The following is a 21029-nucleotide window of genomic DNA, read 5'->3' as shown; positions in this document are numbered from 1 at the left end:
GAAATTGCTGTGGAATGCGGGGTTTCGCCCCGCCCGCCGTAATTCAGATCACCGTCCGCCGGCCCGCGACGACCCCGGCCGGCGGCGGCCAGGGTCGTCGATCGATCAGTCGGTGGGCGGGGTCGGGGGCTCGCTCACCGGTCCGCCGAGCCGGCGCCGCAGCGAGGTGGTGGCCAGCGCGAGGGCCAGCACCACCAGCAGCGCGGAGACCGCGACCAGGATGACCGCGGTGCGCTGGACCGAGGTCATGCTGTCGTCGGTGGTGGCGCCCGCCGGCAGTACGCCCTGGGAGCCGGTCGGCGCGGGCGGCGAGACGACCGGCGTGGCCAGCGCCGCCGCCGCGGTGATCCGGAAACTCATCTGCAACCGCCGGGTCGCGCCGTTGCGTGGGTCGAGTTGACCGACCACGGCCCCGGACAGCGGCGCCTCCCGCTGGGCCTGTGGAGTCGCCTCCACCGGTAGCCGCAGCTCACGGGTCTCGCCAGCGGACAGCAGACCCGCGTCGCAGCGGGTACGGGACGCGTCGAGAGCCACGCAACCCGGCGGTGGGGCGGGCGCGCTCACCCCGGACGGCAGGACCACCTCCACCAGCCCGGTGGCGTCCACCGTGCCAGTGTTGCCCAGCCGCACCGCGAGGGTGCTCTGGGCGCCACTGATGTCGAACGCGACCTCGTCGGCGGCCAGTGAGATCCCGGGCACCGGCGGACCGGGCGGGAACAGCACCGCGAAGCCCTGGTCGTCAGCCACCTCGCCGGGTGTTCCCGGCACGTCCGCGACGACCCGCACCGAGCCGCTGAGTGGCATCCGCTCCCAGGCGTCGCCGGCGATCCGCAACCGGATCAGGCTGCTGAACCGGGTGCCCGCCTCGGTCGTCCACGCCCCGCAGCGGTACGCGCCGCCGCCCTCCTCGACGCACCCGTTCGTGCCGGCGTCACTCACACCGGCCGGCAGGGTGTACGACAGCCGGACCCGCTGCGCGGAGGTGCCGGTGTTCGTCACGGTGACCCGCAGCGTGGTGGTCGTGCTGGGCGCGTTCCAGTACGACTCCGGGAGGGAGACGTCCTCGGTGGTCACCTGCACGCCGAGAGGGCTCGGCGGCGGCGCCTGCGTGCCGCCCGGCGCGGGCGGGTTGACCGGTGGGACCGGGGGTGCGGGCGGCCCGGCCGTCGGCGGACGGGTGGCGCCGCCCGGGGCGGGAGCGCTGGTGACCGGCGGCGGAGGAACGGTGGTCGGCGGGGGCGCCGGCGGTGTGGTCTCCGGTGGGGGCGCGGTGGTCGGCGGTGCCGGGTCGGTGGGCTCGGGATCGCCGCCCGGATCTTCGGTCGGAATGGGTTCCTGCGGCGGGGTGGTCTCCGGATCCGGGTCGGGATCGGGCGCCGACTCCGTCACGGCGGTGACCGGGTGCGCGCGCGGTGCCGCCGCGCTGGCGAGGGCCGGTGCGACGGCCAGCGCCGCGAGCAGCCCGAGCGCGAGCGACGTTGCCAGTAGGGGGGTGGGATGCCGCCCTGCGGCCCAGCGATCGGGCGAAACCTTCACGCGGGCCATCTGTCCTCCGGTTGCAGGGGTAGGAGTCCAATACTCTTAATAGTTGCCCCGGTGCACTAGTCCCACCTGGAAACAAATCCGTAACGTGTTGGGGACGGTCCCTCCGGGGCGGGCGGTAGGCTCCGGACGTGACCGGTTACCTGGGCTCGTACGCGACGCTCGGGCTCTTGCTGCTCGTCAGTGTCCTGTTCTTTGTGACGGCGTTCTCGGCCAACCGGGTGTTACGTCCCGCCCGCCCGGCCGACCCGCTCGGTAAGCGGGCCAGCTACGAGTGCGGGCTCGACCCGGTCGGCGGGGACTGGGCGCAGATGCAGATCCGCTACTACGTCTACGCGTATCTCTACGTGCTGTTCGCGGTCGAGGCGGTGTTCCTCTTCCCGTGGGCGGTGGTCTTCGACCGACCCGGCTTCGGCCTGGTCACGGTGGTGGAGATGGCGCTCTTCGTGGCGGTGCTCGCCCTCGGCATCCTCTACGCCTGGCGCAGAAACATCCTCCGCTGGACCTGACCCACCAGCCGCGTTGATCATGAAGTTATCGTCCCGACACGCACGGCAGGGCAATAACTTCATGATCAACGGGGGTCGGGCGGGGTTGGGTTAGGCCAGGGCTCTTCTGGTGGCTCTGGGTGGGCGGTCGCCCCGGATCGAGGCCACCATGTCCAGCACTCGGCGGGTCGGCCCGACCTGGTGGGCCCGGAAGACGCGGGCGCCCAGCCAGGCCGAGACCGCCGTCGCGGCGAGCGTGCCCTCCAGGCGCTCGCCCACCGGAAGGTCGAGCGTCTCGCCGATGAAGTCCTTGTTGGAGAGCGCCACGAGCACCGGCCAGCCGGTCACGGTCAGCTCGCCCAGCCGGCGGGTGATCTCTAACGAGTGGCGGGTGTTCTTGCCGAAGTCGTGCGCCGGGTCGATGAGGATCCCGTCGGGGCGTACCCCCTCCGCCACCGCACGCTCGGCGAGCCCGGTCACCGTCGCGACCACGTCGGCGACCACGTCGTCGAAGGCGGCGCGGTGCGGCCTGGTCCGCGGGGTCAGGCCGCCGGCGTGCGAGCAGACCAGCCCGGCGCCGGTGCTCGCCGCGACCCGGGCGAGCGCCGGGTCGACGCCCGACCAGGTGTCGTTGAGCAGGTCCGCGCCGGCCGCCACGGCCTCCGTCGCCACCTCGGCGCGCCAGGTGTCGATGGAGATCACCACCTCCGGGAACGCGGACCGTACGGCGGCGATGGTGTCCACCGTGCGTCGGATCTCCTCGGTCACGTCCACCTCGGTACCCGGACCGGCCTTGACCCCGCCGATGTCGATGATCTCGGCGCCCTCGTCGACTGCCCGTTCGACCGCCCGGAGCGCGCTGTCCGCGGCGAAGGTGGCGCCCCGGTCGAAGAACGAGTCCGGCGTGCGGTTGACGATGGCCATCACCACCAGCTCACCCGGCGCGAACGTCCGCGAACCAAGCCGAAGTGCCCCGGCCATGCCGCCTCCCGCCTCCTGCGCGCCGTCGCCGCTGCTCCGGCCGCCACCGACGCTAGCCGGTCCGTACGGGCACGCGCGGGGCGGGCGTGGGCGTCGATGGCTGATCGGGGTGGTGGGGTCGCTACCGGCGGGCTGTCGTGCCACGATCAGTGCATGGGTCAGCTTCTGCTCCTCCTGGTCGTGGCGTTGACCGTCGCGGCTGTGGTTTTCGGCGTGACGGTGCTGGTCGGCGGGCGCGATCCCGGTCTCGCTCCGACGGAACCGGATTCGCAGGCCGTACCGCTGCCGGGCACCCGGCCGCTGCGCGAATCCGACGTCGGCGCGGTCCGCTTCGACACCGGTCTGCGTGGCTACCGGATGGCCCAGGTCGACCAGGCGATGCGCCGCGCCGCCTACGACATCGGCTACAAGTCCGAACTGATCGGCGTGTTGGAGGCGGAGGTTATCGCGCTGCGCGAGGGCCGGACCGACGACGCGGACGTGCTGCGCCGGGCGCGGGAGCAGTCCGCCGGTGCGGCGCCTGACGCCACGGCAGTCGAGCCCGCGGCCACCTCCTCGGCCGCCGACGCGGACGGCGTGGCACCGGCGACCGACCAGGCCGTGGACGCCGACGGCGTCACCCCGACCACGTCTTCGGCTGTGGATGCCGACGGTGTCGCCCCGGCCACCTCTTCGGTTGCGGATGCCGACGGTGTCGCCCCGGCCACCTCTTCGGCTGCGGATGCCGACGGTGTCGCCCCGGCCGCCGACGACGCGAGCGTCCGTACGCCCGCCGACGACGCACCGACCGGGGCCTCCCGGGGCGCCGGACAGCAGGGCGCGGTGGTCCGGTCGGAGTCGGCGTGACCGGCCCGGAGGGCGCCGATGCTCTCCGGGAGGCGGCCCAACCGGGCGCCGGCGAGGTGACCGCCACGGTCATCGTCAACGCGCCGGCACCCCGCGTCTTCGCCGCGCTGCTCGCCTGGGAACGGCAGTCCGACTGGATCCCGTTCACCCGGGTCCGGGTCGTCGAGGGCGACGGGCGCGAGGGCAGCCGGATCGAGGCGGTGACCACGCTCGGCCGGGCGACGCTGCGCGACGAGATGCTGGTGGTCCGGGTGGACGAGCCGTACGAGATCGGCGTGGTGCACCACGGCCAGGTGCTGCGCGGCCCAGGTGTCCTGCGCTGCACCGAACTCGGGCAGGCCCGTACCCAGGTCGTCTGGCACGAGTGGTTCCACCTGCCCGGCGGCGCGGCCGGCCGGCTGGCGTGGCCGGTGCTCTGGCCCGGTTCCAAGCTGGGCCTCACCCAGGCGCTCAAGAGGTTCGCGCGGCTGGTCGAGCAGGGCCGCCTGCCCTGACGGCGTCGTCGGCCGGTTGAGCATGGGCTGTCGGTGCGATGGCCTAGCGTGTGCGACGTGAGTGACCTGGTGATCGGCGCCGACGGGCTGGCCCGCTGCGCCTGGGGGGCGAGCACCCCCGACTATGCCGTCTACCACGACACCGAGTGGGGTCGGCCGCTGCACGGCGACGACGCGCTCTACGAGCGGATGACCCTGGAGGCCTTCCAGTCCGGCCTGTCGTGGCTGACCATCCTGCGCAAGCGGCCCAATTTCCGGCTGGCCTTCGACGAGTTCCACATCCCCACCGTCGCCGGCTACGACGACACGGACGTGACCCGGCTGCTCGCCGACGCCGGCATCGTCCGCAACCGGGCCAAGATCGAGGCGGCGATCGCCAACGCCCGCGCCGCCCTCGAACTGCCCGACGGGCTGTCCGCGCTGCTCTGGTCGTTCGCGCCGGAGCGGCGGCCGGCCCGTCCCGCCTCGTTCGCCGAGCTGGCGCCGATCACCGCCGAGTCGACGGCGATGGCCAAGGCACTCAAGAAGCGCGGCTTCCGGTTCGTCGGCCCCACCACGGCGTACGCCCTCATGCAGGCCACCGGGATGGTCGACGATCACATCGTCGGCTGTCACGTCACCCGCTGACTGCCGGCGTGATGGGATGGCAGGCATGACGACCGAGACCGCGTACCGGGCCGACGGGGCCGGCCACGCCGACGGGCCGGGCACCTGGGCCGTGCTGCTGCCCGCCGAGCGTTACGAGGCCGAGCGGCTCGTGCACCACGACTCGCTGAAGCTGACCGGCCTGACCGACGCGGGGCGGCCGGGCCCCGGCGACCGGGTGGCGGTGCTGGCCGACGCGCCGCCACGCCTGGTGGCCCTGGGCCGGGTCGCGGCGCCGACACAACGGCACCGTGAGGACCCGGACGACCCGCAGTCCCCGGTCGAGCCGGAGACGCTCGTGGTGGCGTACACCCGGCGGGCCTTCGACGAGCCGGTGCCGGCCGACCTGCTCACCCTCGACGGGCCGGTCACCGCACTGGATCCGGCGACCTTCCGGGCGCTGGCCGACCAGCTCGGACCGCCCCCGGCACGGCGTACCTGGCTGGTCAGCCTGGACCTGCCGATCGAGGCCGGCACGCCCGCCGAGGCGGTACGCCTGTTCTGGTCGTACGTGCAGGAGCTGGGGCCGCGTGAGCTGCCCGCCTTCGTCGCGCCGTCCGGCGACGAGCTGGCCATGCAGGCGTTCGTGCTCGGCGCGGAGGCCAACCAGGACCCGGAAGAGGACGACTAGAAGAGTTTGTCGAGGCGTCCGCGCCAGTCGGCGAGCACCGGGCCCGGGTCGGTGTCCAGCACCCGTTCCAGCAGCGTGGCGTAGACGTCCCGGAAGTCCGTCGTGTACTTCAGGTCCCCGTCGTCGAGGTCGGTGAGGCTGGGCGCGTCCCCGTGCCAGCCGCCGCGCACTCCCGCGCCAAGCAGCAGCATGTCGGACGCGGTGCCGTGGTCGGTGCCGTCGGAGGCGTTGGCCCGGACTCGGCGGCCGAACTCGGAGTAGACGGCCACCACCACCTTGCGGCCCGCCTCGGTGCGGCTCATCCGGTCGGCGAACCTGGTCAACGCCCGGTCGAGCTGACCCAGCAGCACGGCCTGCAACTGCTTCTCGTCGGCGTGCGTGTCGAAGCCGCCGAGCGAGACCGAGAAGGCCCGGGTGGACACCCCGGCCTCCACACACTGCGCTACCAGGTCGAGTTGCGCGTCCAGGGGCGTAGCGGCCCCTCCGGTGGCGGTGGCCGGAGCCTGGTCGCCGTCCGCGTCCGTCGTGTCCGGGTCGGCGGAGTCGCGGACCTCGCGGATCATCTCGTCCACCGAGCGCATGTCGGCGAAGCAGGCGGCGGCCCGGGCGCGGGCCGGCGACTCGCCCGCCTCGGCGGCGGAGAACGCCTTCAGCGTGTCCGCCGAGAGCCCCTTGGCGGCCTTGCGGTCGGTCACCGGGACGGCTGCGCCCGCGCTGCGCTCCCCGGCGAGCAGCGGCGGCAGCGCCGGCTCGAAGGAGACCGCCAGTCGGGGGTCGCCGCCCGCCCGGTCGAGCCAGCGGCCGAGCCAGCCGGTGGTGCCGGGCCGGTCCGGTTGCGCGGTGTGCCAGATGTCCATCGACCGGAAGTGGCTGCGGTCCGGCTTCGGGTAGCCGATTCCGCGCACGATCGCGAGTCCACCGGTCGACCAGCGCTTGTGCAGGCCCTCCAGCGCCGGGTTGAGGGCGAAGTCGTCGTCGAGGCGACGCACCTCGTTGTCGGGGTACGCCAGCTCGGGGCGGGCCGCCCGGTAGGCCGGGTCGCCGTACGGGATGACGGTGTTCAGGCCGTCGTTGCCGCCGTAGAGGGTCACCAGCACCAGCGTCTGTGACTGCGGGTCGCGGTCTCCGGCGGTGTCCAGCAGGTCCCGCAGGCTGTACGCGCCCGCGCCGGCGGCCAACGCGCCCGCGCCGACCACCCCGCTGGTGAGCAGGAACCTGCGTCGGGTCAGGGTGTCCATCTTCTCGACTCCTTCCGCTCAGCTGACGGTGTACTCGGGGCTGACCAGGCCGGCAGCCAGTAGTTTTCGAGGTTCGCCGGCCAGCGGGGTGAGGGCGGCCCGGGTACGGGCGCTCCACCCGTCGACGACCAGCAGCCGGGCCAGGGCGTCCGCCCGTCCGGCGGTGGGCGCGGCGGTCAGCCGGTCCAGCACGGCCGGGGTGGCCGCGGCGGCGAGCATCCCGGCCAGCCGGAGTCGGCCCTGTAGCGACGAGGTGGTCAGCCAGGCGGGGCCGGCCGGCCAGCCACCCACGCTGGGCGGTCGCAGCGGTACCTGGTCCAGCGCGTTCAACCCGCTCAGCAGTTGCTTGCGCTGCTGCTCGGGCAGCTCCTTGGGGCGGATGCCGAGCTGTCGCAGCGCGCCGACCATCCACTCCACGGGCTGCTTCACCAGCGTGCCGCGGGTCTGGGCGAAGGCCGGTGACGAGAACAGCGCCCGCAGGATGGCGATGGTGTCCGCGCCGGCCAGGCCGTCCGGCGTCGGGACGTCGGCGCCGGCGTAGCGGAACCAGAGCCGCCGGGCCACGAACGTCGCCGCCGCCGGTTGGGCGGCCAGCAGTCCGGCGTACGCCTCGGCGTCGAAACGGCCGTTCTGGCCGAGGATCGTCTTCTCCCCGGGGTCGTGTCGTTTGGCCTCGAAGCGGGCCACCCCGGTACGGCGGTCGACGGTCCAGCCGGTCAACGCCCGCGCGCCGGCCTTCACGTCGGCCTCGGTGTAGCCGCCGATGCCGAGGGTGAACAGCTCCATCAGCTCGCGCGCCAGGTTCTCGTTGGGCGCCTTACGGGTGTTCTTCTGCCCGTCCAGCCAGACGATCAGTGCCGGGTCGCGCACCATCGCGGCGACCAGGGGGGCCAACGGCCCGCGCCCGTGCCGGCGCAGCGTCTCCAACTGGCCCTGCATCATCCGCGCCGACTTGACCTTCTGGGCACTCGTCGCCCAGTGCCCGTGCCAGAAGAAGAGCAACTTCTCGGTGAGCCCGTCCTCGGCGGCGACCATCCGGTCCAGCCACCACAGGGTGACCTGCGCAAGTTGCTCCTTGCGCTGGGCGTTGGCCTTCTGCCGCTGCTCGCGGGTGGACTCCTTGGTCAGCGCGGCGTACGGGTCGGCGGGCAGGGCCGGCGGTGGCGTGGCCGCCGCGCCCCGGTCGGCTCGCCCCGGGGCGAGCAGGTTGTCCAGGGTCGCCGCCGGCCCGGCCCGTTCGGCCGCGTCCACCTCGTCGGCGGTCGGCCCGAAGGTGGCCCGACGCAGCAGGTGCGCCACCGCTTCACGATCGCTCATGGAAGCCGACGCTAGGCGGTCCGCGTACGAGGACGGTAAGGGCCGGGTGCGAATCGCGTTCAGTGTCCCTCGAAGACCGGTTTCTGCTTGGCGACGAAGGCGAGGGTGGCCGCCTTGTGGTCGGCGGTGGCGCCGCAGATGGCCTGGGCCTGGGCCTCGGCCGAGAGCGCGTCGGCGAGGGTGCCGGCGTCGGCGATCGAGAGCTGCCGCTTGATCGCCCCGTACGCGACGGTGGGGCCGGCGGCGAGTCGCGCGGCCAGTTCCTGCGCGGCCGGCAGCACCTGCTCGTCGTCGTCCATCAGCCGGGTGAGCAGCCCGAGCCGGCAGGCCTCCTCGGCGCGGACCGGTTCGGCCAACATCAGCAACTCGACGGCCTTGGCGTGGCCGACCAGTCGGGGCAGGGTCCAGGAGGCGCCGGTGTCGGCCGCCAGACCGACCTTGGCGAAGGCCATCAGGAAGCTGGTGCTCGGCCCGCCGATGCGGATGTCGGCCAGGAAGGCCAGCGACGCGCCCGCCCCGGCGGCCATCCCCCGCACGGCGGCCACCACCGGCTTGGGCAGGTTGGCCAGCCGGGCGGCGATCGGGTTGTAGTGCACCCGGACGGTGCCCAGCGGGTCGGTCGAGCCGTTCTCGAGCGTCGAGGTGTGCTCGCGCAGGTCCTGCCCGGCGCTGAAGGACCCACCCGCGCCGGCCAGCACGACCGCCCGGCAGGACCGGTCGGTCTCCAGCTCCGCCAGCGTGTCCCGCAGCGCCTCCTTCAGCGCGACGTCGAACGCGTTCATCGCCTGCGGCCGGTTCAGCGTGAGGGTGACGACGGCGTCGGTCCGGTCGACGAGCAACGGCTCGGTCACGTGTCTAACGACCCTTCTGTCGAACGATGCGGTTGCCGGCGTCGAGGCACTGCTCGACGTACCGGTCGGCGGCTGGACGCAGGCGGGCCGCGTGCCGGTCGAAGAAGCTGGCCGCGGCGGTGCCGGGCCAGCGCTCGGGCAGCAGCGCCGGGGGCAGCTGCGGGTCCCGGAACAGGAAGGTACGCCACGCGTGCACGAGCCGGAACCGGACGGCGTACGCCTCCTCGTCGCTGCTGCGCACGGTGACCGCGCTCAGGAGCGGGCGCTGGTCGGCGACGAACCGCTCGTACGCGCGGCCGATCTCGGCCAGGTCCCACGCCCGACGGACGACGCCCATCGCGCCCGGGGTACCGGAGAAGTGCGATGCGGTGAACCGTTCGAACCGGATGCCGGCCTCGGCCAGCAGCAGGTCGACGTCCTCGGCGGGGCGGGTCGCGACCCACGTCTGCTCGTCGAGGGTGCCGTAGCCGAGGAAGCTGAGGGTGGCGGCGAGTCGTTGCCGGTCCCGCCGGGAGCCCGGCGCGTCGAGGACGAGCAGATCGAACCGGCCGTCCCAGGTGACCCGGCCGGTCCGGTAGATCCGGGCCGCCGCCTCGTCGAGTCGTCGGGCGGCTTTTGGTGTGATCGAATATCCCGGTCCGGAGGCCAGCCGGAGCGGGTCGAGCCAGCCTTGACGCACCATCCGGGACACGGCGGTGCGAACGGCGGGCGGCGCGATTCCCAACGGCGCCAGTAGCTTGACCAGGGCGGCGACCGGTGCGCGGCCACCCCTCGGTCGGAGATGGTCGCCGTACAGGTCGAAGAGTGCCGACCGTGCCTGCATGACCGCACATTGTGACAGGCCTTCTCAAGATAAGCTAGATGCTGTTACATCAATGCTGCTCCGGTTTGGGTCCGGCGGTGTTCATCAGGGAAAATCGTCTGTCGACACCCCCGCGAGCGTTGCGGGTGGTCGTGACGAAGTGGCTGTGGGGCAACCCACCGACCCTGGTGTAGGTCTGAGGGGAGACAACATGGCGGCGATGAAGCCGCGGACGGGCGACGGTCCGCTGGAAGTCACCAAGGAGGGTCGGGGCATCGTCATGCGTGTCCCGCTGGAGGGCGGTGGCCGGCTCGTCGTCGAGATGACTCCCGACGAGGCCAACGCGCTCGGTGACGCGTTGAAGGCAGCCGCCGGCTGAGTGAGGGACGACCCGGACGGCGTACGCCGGTCGGAGCGTTTCTTGGACCCTGAGCCACCGGGAACGCCGGTGGCTCAGGGTCTTCATATCTGTGCGCGGGCATGGCCCGATCCACTTTGTGAAACTTCCTGGAGGTGCGGTTCCGCGTGCTCGCCATCCGTCCGCTCGCCGAGCCCGAACGGCTCGACGTCCTCGTCCTGCCCGTACGCCCCGCCGAAGCTGCGGCGGGAGGTGACGTCTCGGCGGAGCTGACGCCGACCGCGGTGACGCCGCCCGGCGATACCGCCGACGAGGCGGCCGTGCTGGTGCCGGCCGCCCGACTGAGCGGACGGGCCGGCGAGATCAGCACCCAGCTGCGTCCCGGGCGCGACCCCGGTCGGCTGGTGCTGCTGGGTATCGGCGACGGCGGGGAATCCTCCTGGCGGACGGCCGGCGCGGCCCTGGCCCGCTCTGTGTCAGATGAGACGCATATCACTATCGCCCTGCCGGCCGGTGTGACCGCGGCCGCCGTGCGCGGGCTGACCGAGGGCCTGCTGCTCGCCTCGTACCGGTTCCGGCTGACCGACGACGAGCCGCGCACGCTCGACGGCGTCGACCTGCTGGTCACCGACCCGGCGGCCCACGAGGACACGGTCGCCACCGCGCGGACCACCGCCGCGATGACCCGTCTCGCGCGCGACCTGACCAACACCCCCTCCTCGGTGAAGAACCCGCAGTGGTTCGCCGACCAGGTGGCCGCCGCCTCCGCGGACCTGCCGGACCTGCGCCTGACGGTCCGTGGTCCGGCCGAGCTGACCGCCGAGGGCTTCGGCGGGATCCTCGCCGTGGGCGGCGGCTCGGCCAGCGGCCCGCGCCTGCTGGAGATGGACTGGCATCCCGCGAACGCGCGCACCCACGTGGTGCTGGTCGGCAAGGGCATCACCTTCGACACCGGCGGCATCTCGATCAAGCCGGTGCCCGCCATGAAGCTGATGCGCAAGGACATGGCCGGGGCGGCGGCGGTCGTCGCCGCCACCCTCGGCGCGGCGGCGATGCGCCTGCCGATCCGCGTCACCACCCTGGCCCCGCTCGCCGAGAACATGGTCAGCGGCTCGGCGTTTCGTCCGGGCGACGTCATCCGGCACTACGGCGGGACGACCAGCGAGACCACCAACTCCGACGCCGAGGGCCGTCTGGTCCTCGCCGACGCGATCGCCTACGCGGTGCGGCAGCTCAAGCCCGACCTGCTCGTCGACCTCGCCACCCTCACCGGCGCCAACGCCGTTGCGCTGGGCAAGCGGACCGCCGCCCTCTACAGCGAGAACGACGACCTGGCCGCCGACGTGCTGAACGCGATCGAGGCGGCTGGCGAGGCGGCCTGGCGGATGCCGCTGCACGGCGACTACGTCGAGTACCTGGGCAGCGAGATCGCCGACCTCTACAGCGCGCCCACCCAGGGCGCCGGATCGGTCACGGCGGCGCTCTACCTCCGCGAGTTCACCGGCGACCTGCGGGACCGCTGGCTGCACCTGGACATGTCCGCCCCGTCCTGGGCGGACGGCGACCACGCGGAGTTGAGCCGGGGCGCGACGGGCTGGGGTGTCCGCTCGCTGCTGCGCTGGCTGGCCGCCGTCGACTGACGGTCAGCACTTCACCGCGGCGAGCACCCCGTGGCCGACCGGGAGCAGCGCGGGGATCCAGTGCTCCGACTCCCGCAGCGCCTTGATCGTCTCGCGGACCGTCACCGTCCCCGCGTCCCGGGCGGCAGGGTCGGCGATCCGGCCGCCGGCCAGCATCCCGTTGAGCGCGAGCACCCCGCCCGGACGCAGCAGCCGCAGCGCCGCCTCCACGAAGGCGTGGAACCCGGTGGCCTCGGCATCGACGAAGACGAGGTCGTACACCCCGTCGGCCAGTCGGGGCAGCACGTCCAACGCGCGGCCGGTGATGATGCGGGTACGGCCGCTGGCGAAGCCCGCCTCGGTGAAGATCCGTCGCGCGATCCGCTGGTGCTCCACCTCCACGTCGATGGTGGTGAGCACGCCGTCGGCCCGCATGCCGCGCAGCAGCCAGACGCCGCTCACGCCCGTACCGGTGCCGATCTCCACGACCGCGCGGGCGTTGCCGGCGGCGGCCAGCAGCCGCAACGCCGCCCCCGCTCCGGGTGTGACCGCGTCGAGGCCCACCTCGTGGGCCAGGCTGCGGGCGGTGCGGAGCACGAGATCCTCGGTCACGTACGACTCGGCGAACTGCTGAGCCTGGCTCGTCGAACTGCCGGAACCGGCGACCGTGGCGATGGGGCACCTCCGGGCGGCGCGTGGTGCGGGGGGCGGGTTGGCACTGTGAGCGTAGAGGCGACCGGCGCGAGGCGCAGCCGCGCCTCCGCCCTCTCCGCGATCACCGGAGGCAACCGCTGACTCCACCGCGCGCATCCGTGCAATCCTGGAAGCGGTATTCCGTCAGTCTCGACCGCGCCGAACCGTGGCCGGGCGAGGCCGCACGGGATCCGGGGGACGGACTGGGAGGCACCGACGTGACCGACGGCTGGGAATGGCGCCGGGACGGTGAGACTCCGGCTCCGGCACGCCCGCCGGGGGTAGGAGCCCCGCCGGAGGGGCCGCCGGACGCGCCGGGGAGCGGCACCGCGCCCTCGGCCGCCGACACCGCATCCACGGCCGAGCCCCCGAAAGTGTCGGACCCGAATCCGCCGCCCCCTACCGCTGGCGCGTCGCCGTGGTGGTCCGACGCGCTCGGCGATCCGTGGCGTGACCCGGCGGCCCCCACCGCGGTCGTGGTGCCTTCGGTGGTGCCCGCCGGTACCGAGCCGGAGCCGGTCACCGACCCGGACGCGCCCGGCCGACCGACGCTGCGACACCTGCTGCTCATCCCGGTGATCACCGCTCTGCTGGCCGGCACCCTCGGCGGCGCGCTGGGCTACGCGTTCGCGGTGCGTGGCGGCGCGGCCGGCCCGGTGCTCGGTGCGGCTGCCGCGGATCCACCGGCGTTGGCCCAGCGCAAGCCGGAGTCGCTGGCCGGGGTCGCCGGACGTGTGCTGCCCAGCGTGGTCACCATCCGTGTCAGCAGCCTCGGCGGGACCAGCGAGGGCTCGGGGTTCATCGCCAGCGCCGACGGGCACGTGATCACCAACGACCACGTGGTGGCCGGCAGCAGCGGCAAGGCCTCGGTGGTCTTCAACGACGGCAGCTCCGCTCCGGCGACCGTGGTCGGTCAGGACCCGGAGTCCGACATCGCGGTGATCAAGGTGAACCGGACGGGTCTGCGACCGGTGGAGTTCGGGGATTCCGACGCGCTGGCCGTCGGTGACCCGGTCCTCGCCGTGGGCTCACCCCTGTCGCTGGCCAACACGGTCACCGCCGGCATCGTGAGCGCCCTGGACCGGACGATGCAGGCCGGTGAGCCGGGCGGCCCGGTGCGCTACTACGCGGCGATCCAGACCGACGCCGCCGTCAACCACGGCAACTCGGGCGGCCCGCTCGTCGACGGCGCCGGCCGGGTGGTGGGCGTCAACTCCACCATCAAGTCGCTGGTGGCCGAGGGGCAGGAGGCCGGCAACATCGGTCTCGCCTTCGCCATCCCGATCAACCAGGCCAAGCGGGTCACCCAGGAGATCATCGGCACCGGCAAGGCCCGGCGTACGGTCATCGGCGCCCAGGTCGGCGGCCCGGGCGCGGGTGGGGGCGGCGGCGTACGACTGGCCGCCGTGGAGCCCTCCGGGCCGGCGGCCGGGGCCGGGCTCAAGGTCGGCGACGTGATCCTGAAGCTCGACGGACGGCCGATGACCGAGCCGACCGACCTGATCGCGCTGGTCCGCAAGTTCGCGCCGGGGTCGGTGGTGACCGTCGAGTTCCGGCGGGGAAACGCACGACGGAACACGTCGGTGACCCTCGCCGCGGATGCCAAGTGAACAGCGGGTCACCCCCTGCCGCAAAGCCGCCCGACGTGCGTAGTCTTGCTGCTGACGCCGAGAGGAGGCCCGCGGGATGTTCGAGAACCTGAACATGTGGGAAGTCGGGGCGCTGCTGCTCCTGGCGCTGTTGATCTTCGGTGACCGGTTGCCCGCCGTGATCAACGACGGCCTACGGCTGGTCCGTAACCTGCGGAACATGGCCCGCAACGCCACCGGCGACCTCAGTCGTGAGCTGGGCACCGACATCCAGCTCGAAGACCTGCACCCGAAGGCCTTCATCCGCAAGCACCTCCTCAGCGAGGAGGACGAGGCGGCGATCCGCAAGCCGCTACAGGGCGTCTACGACAACCTGCGCGCGGACGTCGACGGTGTGCACAACGAGCTGAAGGACGTGGCCAACGCCGCGGACCTGCGCTCGAACGGGACGCGACCCGGCACCGCCACCGGTACGCCCTCGGCGCCAGCGCCCCGGGTCAGCTACGACGACGCCACCTGATCCGACCCGGCACCTGAACGAACGCGCCCCGCAGGCCTCGGATGGCCGGCGGGGCGTTCGTCGTTGTGGTGCGGCTCAGCGCCCGGCGGGCTTGAGGCCGAGCGGCTTGCCGAGCAGCGACTCACGGCGCAGCGCGAGCCGGTCGGCGACGCCGCCGAGCGCCCGCGCGGCCGGGGACTCCGGCTCGGCCAGCACAATCGGGTTACCGGCGTCGCCGGCCTCGCGGACCCGGGTGTCCAGCGGGATCTGTCCCAGCAGCGGCACCTGGGCGCCGATGGTCCGGCTCAGCGACTCGGCGACCGCCGTGCCGCCACCGGACCCGAAGATCTCCATGCGGGATCCGTCCGGCAGTTCCAGCCAGGACATGTTCTCGATGACGCCGACAACCCGCTGGTGAGTCTGCAGGGCGATCGCCCCGGCCCGCTCCGCCACCTCGGCGGCGGCGGTCTGCGGGGTGGTGACGATCAGGATCTCCGAGTTGGGCAGGAGTTGGGCCAGCGAGATGGCCACATCGCCGGTGCCCGGCGGCAGGTCGAGCAGGAGCACGTCCAGGTCGCCCCAGTAGACGTCGGCGAGGAACTGCTGGAGCGCCCGGTGCAGCATCGGGCCACGCCACACCACGGCCGCGTTGCCCGAGGTGAACATGCCGATCGAGATCACCTTCACACCGTGCGACTGCGGCGGCATGATCATGTCTTCGACACGGGTGGGCCGGCCGTCCGCGCCGAGCATGCGGGGCACCGAGTGACCGTAGATGTCGGCGTCCACCACGCCCACCGAGAGCCCCCGGGCGGCGAGCGCCGCCGCCAGGTTGACCGTCACGCTGGACTTGCCGACGCCGCCCTTGCCGCTGGCCACCGCGTACACGCGGGTGCGCGAGCCGGGCTGGGCGAACGGGATGACCGGCTCCTCGCTCGCGCCGCCGCCGCGCAACTGCGCCTGTAGCGACTGCCGCTGCTCGGGGCTCATCACGCCAAAGTCGATCTCCACGCCGGCCACGCCCGGCACCGCCGCCACCGCGGCGGTGATGTCGGTGCGCAGCTTGTCCTTGAGCGGGCAGCCGGCGACGGTGAGCAGCAGCTCGACCCGGACGACGCCGTCCGCGCCGATCGTGGCGGAGCGGACCATGCCCAGCTCGGTGATAGGCCGGCGGATCTCCGGGTCGTTGACGGTGGCCAGGGCGGCCTGGATCGCGTCCTCGACGGTGCTCACGGGTGCTGACATGCCCGCAATGCTACGTCGCGGGGCATCCCGGCCGACCGCTGGCCGAGGGTGGTGTGAGCCAAACGATGAGCCTTCGTCAGCGCTCGGGCCGGGCGTCGCGGGCGTAGTCGCCGTCCAGGTCGTCGCGCGGCTCGTCCAGCCCCGGGCCGTCGGTCGACCGCTGGCCGCCCTTCTCCTGCTGCCGGCGCTCCAGGCGTCGCCGGCGCTGCCCCGCCTCGTCCAGCTCCTCGGCCAGGCGGGTCAGCTCGGAGCGGAGGAAGTCCCGGGTGGCCACCTCGCCGAGCGCGATCCGCAGCGCGGCGATCTCCCGGGCCAGGTACTCGGTGTCCGCCTTCTGGGCCGTGGCCCGCCGCCGGTCCTCCTCCAGGGCCAGCCGGTCCCGGTCGGCCTGCCGGTTCTGGGCCAGCAGGATCAGCGGCGCGGCGTAGCTGGCCTGCAACGACAGCACCAGCGTGAGGAAGGTGAAGGTGTACGGGTCGAAGCGCAACTCGGCCGGGGCGAGGGTGTTCCAGCCGAACCAGATCGCGATCACCACCGTCATGACGACGATGAAGTTCGCGGTCCCCATGCCCCGCGCGATCCCCTCCGACCAGCGGCCGAACGCCTCCGCGTCGAACCGGGGGAGGTTGATGCCCCGGGGCTCGCGGGGCTGGTCGAGCCGCTCCGTGCGCCGCTGCTCAGCCACCGTCGCCGTCCAGTACCGCGTCCGGGGTGCCCGGGGCGTTTACGGCGTCCCGGTCGCGCCAGTCCCGGGGCAGCGAGTGGTCCAGCACGTCGTCGACGGTGACCGCGCCGACCAACCGGTTGTTGCGGTCGATCACCGGCATGGCGACCAGGTCGTAGGTGGCCATCCGGCGGGTGATCTCCGGCAGCGGGGTGGTGGGACGCAACGGGTCGATGTCGTTGACCACCACCTTGCCCAGCAGGTCGGCCGGTGGCTCGCGCAGCAACGCCTGGAAGTGCACCATGCCCAGGTAGCGGCCGGTCGGCGTGTTCTGCGGCGCCCGGGTCACGAAGACCTGCGCGGCGACCGCGGGGGAGAGCTGCGGCTCACGGATCCGCGCCAGCGCCTCGGCCACGGTGGCGTCCGGCGGCAGGATGACCGGCTCCGAGGTCATCACACTGCCCGCCGTGCCCGGCGTGTACTTCAGGAGCTGGCGTACCGGGTCCGCCTCGTCCGGCTCCATCAGGTCCAGCAGGACGTCCTGCTCCGGCGGGGGCAGCTCGTTGAGCAGGTCGGCGGCGTCGTCCGGGTCCATCTCCTCCAGCACGTCGGCGGCCCGTTCCCGGTCCAGCGCGGCCAGGATCTCCACCTGGTCGTGCTCCGGCAGCTCGCTGAGCACGTCGGCCAGCCGCTCGTCGTTCAACGCGGCGGCCACCTCGTTGCGTCGGGCGTCCGGCAGGTCCTGCAGGGCGTTGGCGAGGTCGGCGGGGCGCATGTCCTCCAGGACGGCGAGCAGGTTCGCCGTACCCCGGTTGTCGGCGATGCCGCTGAGGCCGCGCACCCGGTCCCACTCGACCTGGTGCAGGTGGCCGCGGCGGCTGAGCCGGCCGGTCTGCTCGCGGACCGCGACCCGGGTCAGCGACCACTCGCCACCCCTGGTGCACTCCATGGCGACGTCCACCACCGCGCCGGGCTGGCCGCCCGGGTCGAGCTGTACGCGCCGGTCCAGCAGCTCCTGGAGCACCAGCAGCTCGTTCGGGCGCTTCTCGAAGCGTCGCAGGTTGAGCGTGCCGGAGCCGAGCACCACCGCGTCCGCGTCGATCGACGTGATGCGGTTGATGGAGAGAAAGATGCGCCGACGCATGGGCATCTCGGCGACCAGACCCACCACCTCGGGCGGACGCGTGGTCGCCCGCAGCCGTCCCACGGCGTCACGGACCCGGCCCACCTGGTCGCCGTTCGGATCGAAGACGGCGACTCCGGCGAGGCGGGCGATGTAGACCCGGGTCGGCGTACTCACGGGCACCAGCCTAAGCGCCTAGTGTTTATCAACATGTCGACCTTGGCCTACGAGATCGTGGACGTCTTCACCGACCGCCCGTTCGCCGGTAATCCGCTGGCCGTGGTGTTCGGCGCGGAAGGGCTGGCCACCGAGCAGATGCAGGCGCTCGCGCTGGAGTTCAACCTCTCCGAGACGGTGTTCGTGCTGCCACCTACGCAGGTCGGCGCCACCTACCGGGCCCGCATCTTCACGCCGGTCGAGGAGTTGCCGTTCGCCGGGCACCCCAGCGTCGGCGCGGCGGTCACCGCGAGCCGGCGTGGGATGTTCGGTGTGGGGCAGGTCACCCAGGAGTGCGGGGCCGGCGTGCTGCCGATCGAGGTGACGTCGTCCGGGGCGACGCTCACCGGAGGCGTCCCCACCCTCGGCCCCGAGTTGGACCCGGAGCCGCTGCTGGAGATCGCCGGGCTGGGCGCGGACGACCACGACCCCGCCGGGCCCGCTCCCCGGGTGGCCGGCTGCGGGCTGGAGTTCCCCTACCTGCCGGTCCACCCGGCCGCGGTGGCCCGCGCGCGGCTGAACCCGGCGGCGGCCGAACGGTTGGGGGTGGCGCACGTCAGCGTCTTCTCCTGGGACGCCGTCGCGCAAACCGCGCACGCTCGGGTCTTCGTGCCGGGGATCGGCGTCCCGGAGGACCCGGCGACCGGTTCGGCGGCCCTCGGGCTGGGCGTCTGGCTGGTGGCCAGCGGGCTGCTGCCGGCGGACGGGCTGTCGCACTATTCGGTGCGCCAGGGCGTGGAGATGGGCCGCCCGTCCGCGCTGGGCTGCACGGTGACCGCGGCGAACGGCGTGGCGGTCGGCGCGACCGTCGCCGGCCAGGTGATGCCGGTGGCCCGGGGCGAGATCGCCGTACCGCCGTTCGTGGGATGAGCGACGGCGTCGATGCGGGAGGATGCGGGTGTGACGGACGAGGACGCTGCCGGTGGCACGCCGCTGGTGGACGAGGCGATGAAGAAGGCCGCCGTGGCCTGGGTCAGCGTGTCCGGTGGGCCGGCGCTGGCGCTCTGGTGCGCCCCGCTGGAGGGCGCGCTCCTGGTGGTGAGCGGGCCGGGCGAGCAGGCGGCGCCGGGCCTCGCCGACGCGACCGAGGCGCAGGTCAGTCTGCGCGGTGACCACGGAGGGCGGATCGTCACCTGGCCGGCCCGGGTGACCCGGCTGGCGCCGGGCACCGAGGCGTGGGACACCGCCGCGCCGCTGGTGGCGGGCAAGCGCCTGAACGCGCCCGGTCCGACCACCGACCTGGTGGCCCGCTGGGTCGCCGACGGTTGCGCCCTGAACCGCCTCGCCCCGGCCGGCACGCCCCTGGCCGGTACGGAACTGCCGTCCGACGCGCAGACCGAGCCGCCCCGGGAGACTCCGGCGGTCCGCGCCACCCGCAAGCCGTTCCGCCTGCACCGGGTCCGTCGCCGCTGATCGGGTCAACTCCCCGCGACAGCGGCGGCAGTGACCTTGGCATCCACGAGGTCGAGCACCTCACGCAGCGCGACGAGCGTGGTGCCGCGCCACTGACGGTCGGCGTTGAAGACCATGTGCTCGGCCAGATCGGGCGCGGCCAGCCGGACCGCGGTCATGCCGGCCTGTTCGGCGCCGGTCAACTCCTGGCTGCCGCCGTCACCCACGTACAGGCAGGCGTCCGGCGTCAGCCCGAGTCGACGGCAGGCGGTCAGGTAGAGCGCGGCATCCGGCTTGCAGCATCCGACCTGTACGGAGAAGACCCGCACGTCGAGCAGGGGCGCGACGGGGAGTTGCGGCAGGAAGGCCGGCAGTTCGTGCGTACAGTCGCTGATCACGCCGGTGCGGACGCCTCGCTCGCGCAGCGCCGCCAACACCGGCACCGCGTCGGCGCGCAGCCGGGTGTCCGCGCGGATCGCGCGGTGCCGGGACACCACCGCCGCGCGCAGGGCCGGGTCACTCGGGTGTACGCCCGCCTGGGCGCAGACCCACCGCATGGTCGTCTCCGCGTCGCCGAGCCGACCGGTGGCGCGCTCGTAGTAGGTGCGGTTCAGCACCTCGCTCAGCGTCTCGCTGGGACAGCCGAGCAGTTCGGCGGTGCCGAGGTGCGCGGCGCCGCGCTGCACCGAACGGGTCAGCGTGCCGAAGAAGTCGAACAGCACCGCCTGGTAGCCGGCCATGGGGGAGCGCCTTTGCGGTCGAGGGTCGTCGGCGCGAACGCGCGTGATCGTAACGGAGTGCTGACGGTCCGTGCTGTCCGTGGTCGTGTGAAGATTGCTTCCCGTGTCCCCTCGACCGCCCCTGGACCCGTTGACCACCGGCGCGATCGGCCTGGCCGTCGTCGCCGTCTCGTCGTCCGCGCCGTTGATCGCGTACGCCGCCGCTCCGGCGCTGGCCATCGCGCTGTGGCGCAACCTGCTCGCGGTGGTCGTGCTGAGCCCGTTCTCGCTGACCCGCAGGCGCGGCGAGTTCCGTGCGCTCGCGGCGCCCACCGGCCGGCGGGAGGGTCTCTTCTGCGTGGTCTCCGGGATCGCGTTGGCCGCGCACTTCGCCACCTGGATGCCGAGCGTGCGGCTCACCTCGGTCGCGATGGCCACGGCCCTGGTCGCCACCCAGCCGGTCTGGCAGGGGCTGATCGCCCGCGCGCAGGGTCGCCGGCTGCCGCCGGTGGTGTGGACGGGGATCGCCGTGGCCGTCGGTGGAGCGGTCGTCGCCACCGGCGCGGACGTGGGTGTCTCCGGCAGAGCCGTCGCCGGCGACCTGCTGGCGGTGACCGGCGGCGTCTTCGCGGCCGTCTACACGGCCTTCGGTGAACGGGCCCGTGCGAGCATCAGCACCACCACCTACACGACCATCTGCTACGGCATCTGCGCGGTGATCCTGCTGGTCATCTGCCTGCTGGGCGGGATCCGCGTGGTCGGCTTCGACGGGCGTACCTGGCTGGCGATCCTGGCCCTGGTGGCGGGGGCCCAACTGCTCGGGCACTCGATGTTCAACTACGCCCTGCACAAGGTCTCGGCGACGACGGTGAGCGTGCTCATCCTGCTGGAGGTGCCCGGCGCGGCGCTGCTCGCCTGGCTCTGGCTGGACCAGGTGCCCCGCCCCTACGCGCTGGTGGGGATGATCCTGCTGCTCGTCGGCGTGGCGGTGGTGGTGCTGGGCGGCGCCCGCGCCGCTCGCCGCGCCACGCCGCCCACCCCGCTGCCCGCCGACGCCGCCCCGCTGGAGAGCTGAGG

Annotated in this window: 23 protein-coding genes; 12 read left to right on the top strand and 11 right to left on the bottom strand. The window is 73.3% G+C overall.

Annotation, left to right across the window (positions count from 1 at the left end; all coding sequences use genetic code 11):
• Positions 1-105: 105 nt before the first annotated feature.
• Positions 106-1545, bottom strand: a complete 1440-nt coding sequence (locus ABZ272_RS07500) for a hypothetical protein (RefSeq protein WP_355049039.1) — start codon at positions 1543-1545, stop codon at positions 106-108.
• A 128-nt stretch (positions 1546-1673) separates the two neighbouring features.
• Between ABZ272_RS07500 and ndhC the strand changes: the two genes are divergently transcribed.
• Positions 1674-2051 (top strand): NADH-quinone oxidoreductase subunit A, encoded by a 378-nt coding sequence (gene ndhC / locus ABZ272_RS07495; protein WP_355049038.1) that lies wholly within the window; start codon positions 1674-1676, stop codon positions 2049-2051.
• Positions 2052-2141: 90 nt separating this feature from the next.
• Here the strand turns inward: ndhC and folP are convergent, their stop codons facing one another.
• Complete coding sequence (gene folP / locus ABZ272_RS07490) at positions 2142-3011, bottom strand: dihydropteroate synthase (protein WP_355049037.1); 870 nt, start codon at positions 3009-3011, stop codon at positions 2142-2144.
• A 153-nt stretch (positions 3012-3164) separates the two neighbouring features.
• On the opposite strand from folP, the gene ABZ272_RS07485 reads away from it, so the two are divergent.
• Genes ABZ272_RS07485 through ABZ272_RS07470 form a run of 4 tightly spaced genes read left to right on the top strand, consistent with a single transcriptional unit; the run spans position 3165 to position 5627 of the window.
• Positions 3165-3857, top strand: coding sequence for a DivIVA domain-containing protein (locus ABZ272_RS07485; RefSeq protein ID WP_355049036.1), 693 nt, complete (start codon positions 3165-3167; stop codon positions 3855-3857).
• Positions 3854-4351, top strand: a complete 498-nt coding sequence (locus ABZ272_RS07480; protein WP_355049035.1) for an SRPBCC family protein — start codon at positions 3854-3856, stop codon at positions 4349-4351. The genes ABZ272_RS07485 and ABZ272_RS07480 overlap by 4 nt, the downstream gene beginning before the upstream one ends.
• Positions 4352-4408: 57 nt before the next feature.
• On the top strand, positions 4409-4978 hold the full coding sequence (locus tag ABZ272_RS07475) for a DNA-3-methyladenine glycosylase I (RefSeq protein ID WP_355049034.1): 570 nt from the start codon (positions 4409-4411) through the stop codon (positions 4976-4978).
• A gap of 25 nt (positions 4979-5003) precedes the next feature.
• Positions 5004-5627, top strand: coding sequence for a hypothetical protein (locus ABZ272_RS07470; protein ID WP_355049033.1), 624 nt, complete (start codon positions 5004-5006; stop codon positions 5625-5627).
• Here ABZ272_RS07470 and ABZ272_RS07465 read toward each other — a convergent pair.
• Genes ABZ272_RS07465 through ABZ272_RS07450 form a run of 4 tightly spaced genes read right to left on the bottom strand, consistent with a single transcriptional unit; the run spans position 5624 to position 9856 of the window.
• Positions 5624-6865, bottom strand: coding sequence for a DUF1501 domain-containing protein (locus ABZ272_RS07465; protein WP_355049032.1), 1242 nt, complete (start codon positions 6863-6865; stop codon positions 5624-5626). The genes ABZ272_RS07470 and ABZ272_RS07465 overlap by 4 nt on opposite strands.
• Before the next feature lie 18 nt (positions 6866-6883).
• Positions 6884-8182, bottom strand: a complete 1299-nt coding sequence (locus ABZ272_RS07460; protein WP_355049031.1) for a DUF1800 domain-containing protein — start codon at positions 8180-8182, stop codon at positions 6884-6886.
• Positions 8183-8241: 59 nt separating this feature from the next.
• Positions 8242-9033, bottom strand: coding sequence for an enoyl-CoA hydratase-related protein (locus ABZ272_RS07455; protein WP_355049030.1), 792 nt, complete (start codon positions 9031-9033; stop codon positions 8242-8244).
• Positions 9034-9037: 4 nt separating this feature from the next.
• Positions 9038-9856 carry a PaaX family transcriptional regulator C-terminal domain-containing protein gene (locus ABZ272_RS07450; protein WP_355049029.1) on the bottom strand — a complete coding sequence of 273 codons (819 nt, stop codon included), beginning with the start codon at positions 9854-9856 and terminating at the stop codon, positions 9038-9040.
• Positions 9857-10046: 190 nt separating this feature from the next.
• On the opposite strand from ABZ272_RS07450, the gene ABZ272_RS07445 reads away from it, so the two are divergent.
• Together ABZ272_RS07445 and ABZ272_RS07440 are read left to right on the top strand one after the other, a co-directional pair.
• Positions 10047-10214, top strand: a complete 168-nt coding sequence (locus ABZ272_RS07445) for a DUF3117 domain-containing protein (protein ID WP_007455245.1) — start codon at positions 10047-10049, stop codon at positions 10212-10214.
• Between the two features lie 146 nt (positions 10215-10360).
• Positions 10361-11833: a leucyl aminopeptidase family protein gene (locus ABZ272_RS07440; RefSeq protein ID WP_355049323.1), complete on the top strand. Its 1473-nt coding sequence runs from the start codon at positions 10361-10363 to the stop codon at positions 11831-11833.
• 3 nt (positions 11834-11836) lie between these two features.
• Here ABZ272_RS07440 and ABZ272_RS07435 read toward each other — a convergent pair whose 3' ends face one another.
• Positions 11837-12424: an O-methyltransferase gene (locus ABZ272_RS07435; RefSeq protein ID WP_355049028.1), complete on the bottom strand. Its 588-nt coding sequence runs from the start codon at positions 12422-12424 to the stop codon at positions 11837-11839.
• A gap of 284 nt (positions 12425-12708) precedes the next feature.
• Here ABZ272_RS07435 and ABZ272_RS07430 point away from each other — a divergent pair, with 284 nt between their 5' ends.
• Both ABZ272_RS07430 and ABZ272_RS07425 read left to right on the top strand, forming a co-directional pair.
• On the top strand, positions 12709-14115 hold the full coding sequence (locus ABZ272_RS07430) for a trypsin-like peptidase domain-containing protein (RefSeq protein WP_355049322.1): 1407 nt from the start codon (positions 12709-12711) through the stop codon (positions 14113-14115).
• 76 nt (positions 14116-14191) lie between these two features.
• Positions 14192-14614, top strand: a complete 423-nt coding sequence (locus ABZ272_RS07425; protein WP_355049027.1) for a preprotein translocase subunit TatB — start codon at positions 14192-14194, stop codon at positions 14612-14614.
• A gap of 75 nt (positions 14615-14689) precedes the next feature.
• Here ABZ272_RS07425 and ABZ272_RS07420 read toward each other — a convergent pair whose 3' ends face one another.
• The 3 genes from ABZ272_RS07420 to ABZ272_RS07410 all read right to left on the bottom strand — a co-directional run bounded on the left by ABZ272_RS07420 (position 14690) and on the right by ABZ272_RS07410 (position 17802).
• Entirely contained in the window at positions 14690-15838 is a 1149-nt protein-coding gene (locus tag ABZ272_RS07420) for an Mrp/NBP35 family ATP-binding protein (protein WP_355049026.1), read from the bottom strand.
• 76 nt (positions 15839-15914) lie between these two features.
• Positions 15915-16523, bottom strand: a complete 609-nt coding sequence (locus ABZ272_RS07415; RefSeq protein ID WP_355049025.1) for a DUF1003 domain-containing protein — start codon at positions 16521-16523, stop codon at positions 15915-15917.
• Positions 16516-17802 (bottom strand): CBS domain-containing protein, encoded by a 1287-nt coding sequence (locus tag ABZ272_RS07410; protein ID WP_355049024.1) that lies wholly within the window; start codon positions 17800-17802, stop codon positions 16516-16518. Before ABZ272_RS07410 ends, ABZ272_RS07415 begins: the two co-directional genes overlap by 8 nt.
• Before the next feature lie 33 nt (positions 17803-17835).
• On the opposite strand from ABZ272_RS07410, the gene ABZ272_RS07405 reads away from it, so the two are divergent.
• Positions 17836-18711 (top strand): PhzF family phenazine biosynthesis protein, encoded by an 876-nt coding sequence (locus tag ABZ272_RS07405; RefSeq protein WP_355049023.1) that lies wholly within the window; start codon positions 17836-17838, stop codon positions 18709-18711.
• Positions 18712-18723: 12 nt separating this feature from the next.
• Complete coding sequence (locus tag ABZ272_RS07400; protein WP_355049022.1) at positions 18724-19254, top strand: hypothetical protein; 531 nt, start codon at positions 18724-18726, stop codon at positions 19252-19254.
• A gap of 5 nt (positions 19255-19259) precedes the next feature.
• Here ABZ272_RS07400 and ABZ272_RS07395 read toward each other — a convergent pair whose 3' ends face one another.
• Positions 19260-19973, bottom strand: a complete 714-nt coding sequence (locus tag ABZ272_RS07395) for an HAD family hydrolase (RefSeq protein ID WP_355049021.1) — start codon at positions 19971-19973, stop codon at positions 19260-19262.
• A gap of 94 nt (positions 19974-20067) precedes the next feature.
• Here ABZ272_RS07395 and ABZ272_RS07390 point away from each other — a divergent pair, with 94 nt between their 5' ends.
• A complete protein-coding gene (locus ABZ272_RS07390) occupies positions 20068-21027 on the top strand; it encodes a DMT family transporter (protein ID WP_355049020.1) in 960 nt (319 codons plus the stop codon).
• Positions 21028-21029: the final 2 nt, after the last annotated feature.

Origin of the sequence: Micromonospora sp. NPDC005979, assembly GCF_040614415.1 — a bacterium.
Lineage (GTDB): Bacteria > Actinomycetota > Actinomycetes > Mycobacteriales > Micromonosporaceae > Micromonospora.
This window is presented reverse-complemented; position numbering and strand designations above follow the sequence as displayed.

Bases quoted from the DNA above. Each gene is read 5' to 3' on its own strand.
- ABZ272_RS07500 (WP_355049039.1), bottom strand. From the start codon at position 1,545: ATGGCCCGCGTGAAGGTTTCGCCCGATCGCTGGGCCGCAGGGCGGCAT.
- folP (WP_355049037.1), bottom strand. From the start codon at position 3,011: ATGGCCGGGGCACTTCGGCTTGGTTCGCGGACGTTCGCGCCGGGTGAG.
- ABZ272_RS07485 (WP_355049036.1), top strand. From the start codon at position 3,165: ATGGGTCAGCTTCTGCTCCTCCTGGTCGTGGCGTTGACCGTCGCGGCT.
- ABZ272_RS07470 (WP_355049033.1), top strand. From the start codon at position 5,004: ATGACGACCGAGACCGCGTACCGGGCCGACGGGGCCGGCCACGCCGAC.
- ABZ272_RS07465 (WP_355049032.1), bottom strand. From the start codon at position 6,865: ATGGACACCCTGACCCGACGCAGGTTCCTGCTCACCAGCGGGGTGGTC.
- ABZ272_RS07460 (WP_355049031.1), bottom strand. From the start codon at position 8,182: ATGAGCGATCGTGAAGCGGTGGCGCACCTGCTGCGTCGGGCCACCTTC.
- ABZ272_RS07450 (WP_355049029.1), bottom strand. From the start codon at position 9,856: ATGCAGGCACGGTCGGCACTCTTCGACCTGTACGGCGACCATCTCCGA.
- ABZ272_RS07445 (WP_007455245.1), top strand. From the start codon at position 10,047: ATGGCGGCGATGAAGCCGCGGACGGGCGACGGTCCGCTGGAAGTCACC.
- ABZ272_RS07425 (WP_355049027.1), top strand. From the start codon at position 14,192: ATGTTCGAGAACCTGAACATGTGGGAAGTCGGGGCGCTGCTGCTCCTG.
- ABZ272_RS07420 (WP_355049026.1), bottom strand. From the start codon at position 15,838: ATGTCAGCACCCGTGAGCACCGTCGAGGACGCGATCCAGGCCGCCCTG.
- ABZ272_RS07405 (WP_355049023.1), top strand. From the start codon at position 17,836: ATGTCGACCTTGGCCTACGAGATCGTGGACGTCTTCACCGACCGCCCG.
- ABZ272_RS07400 (WP_355049022.1), top strand. From the start codon at position 18,724: ATGCGGGAGGATGCGGGTGTGACGGACGAGGACGCTGCCGGTGGCACG.
- ABZ272_RS07395 (WP_355049021.1), bottom strand. From the start codon at position 19,973: ATGGCCGGCTACCAGGCGGTGCTGTTCGACTTCTTCGGCACGCTGACC.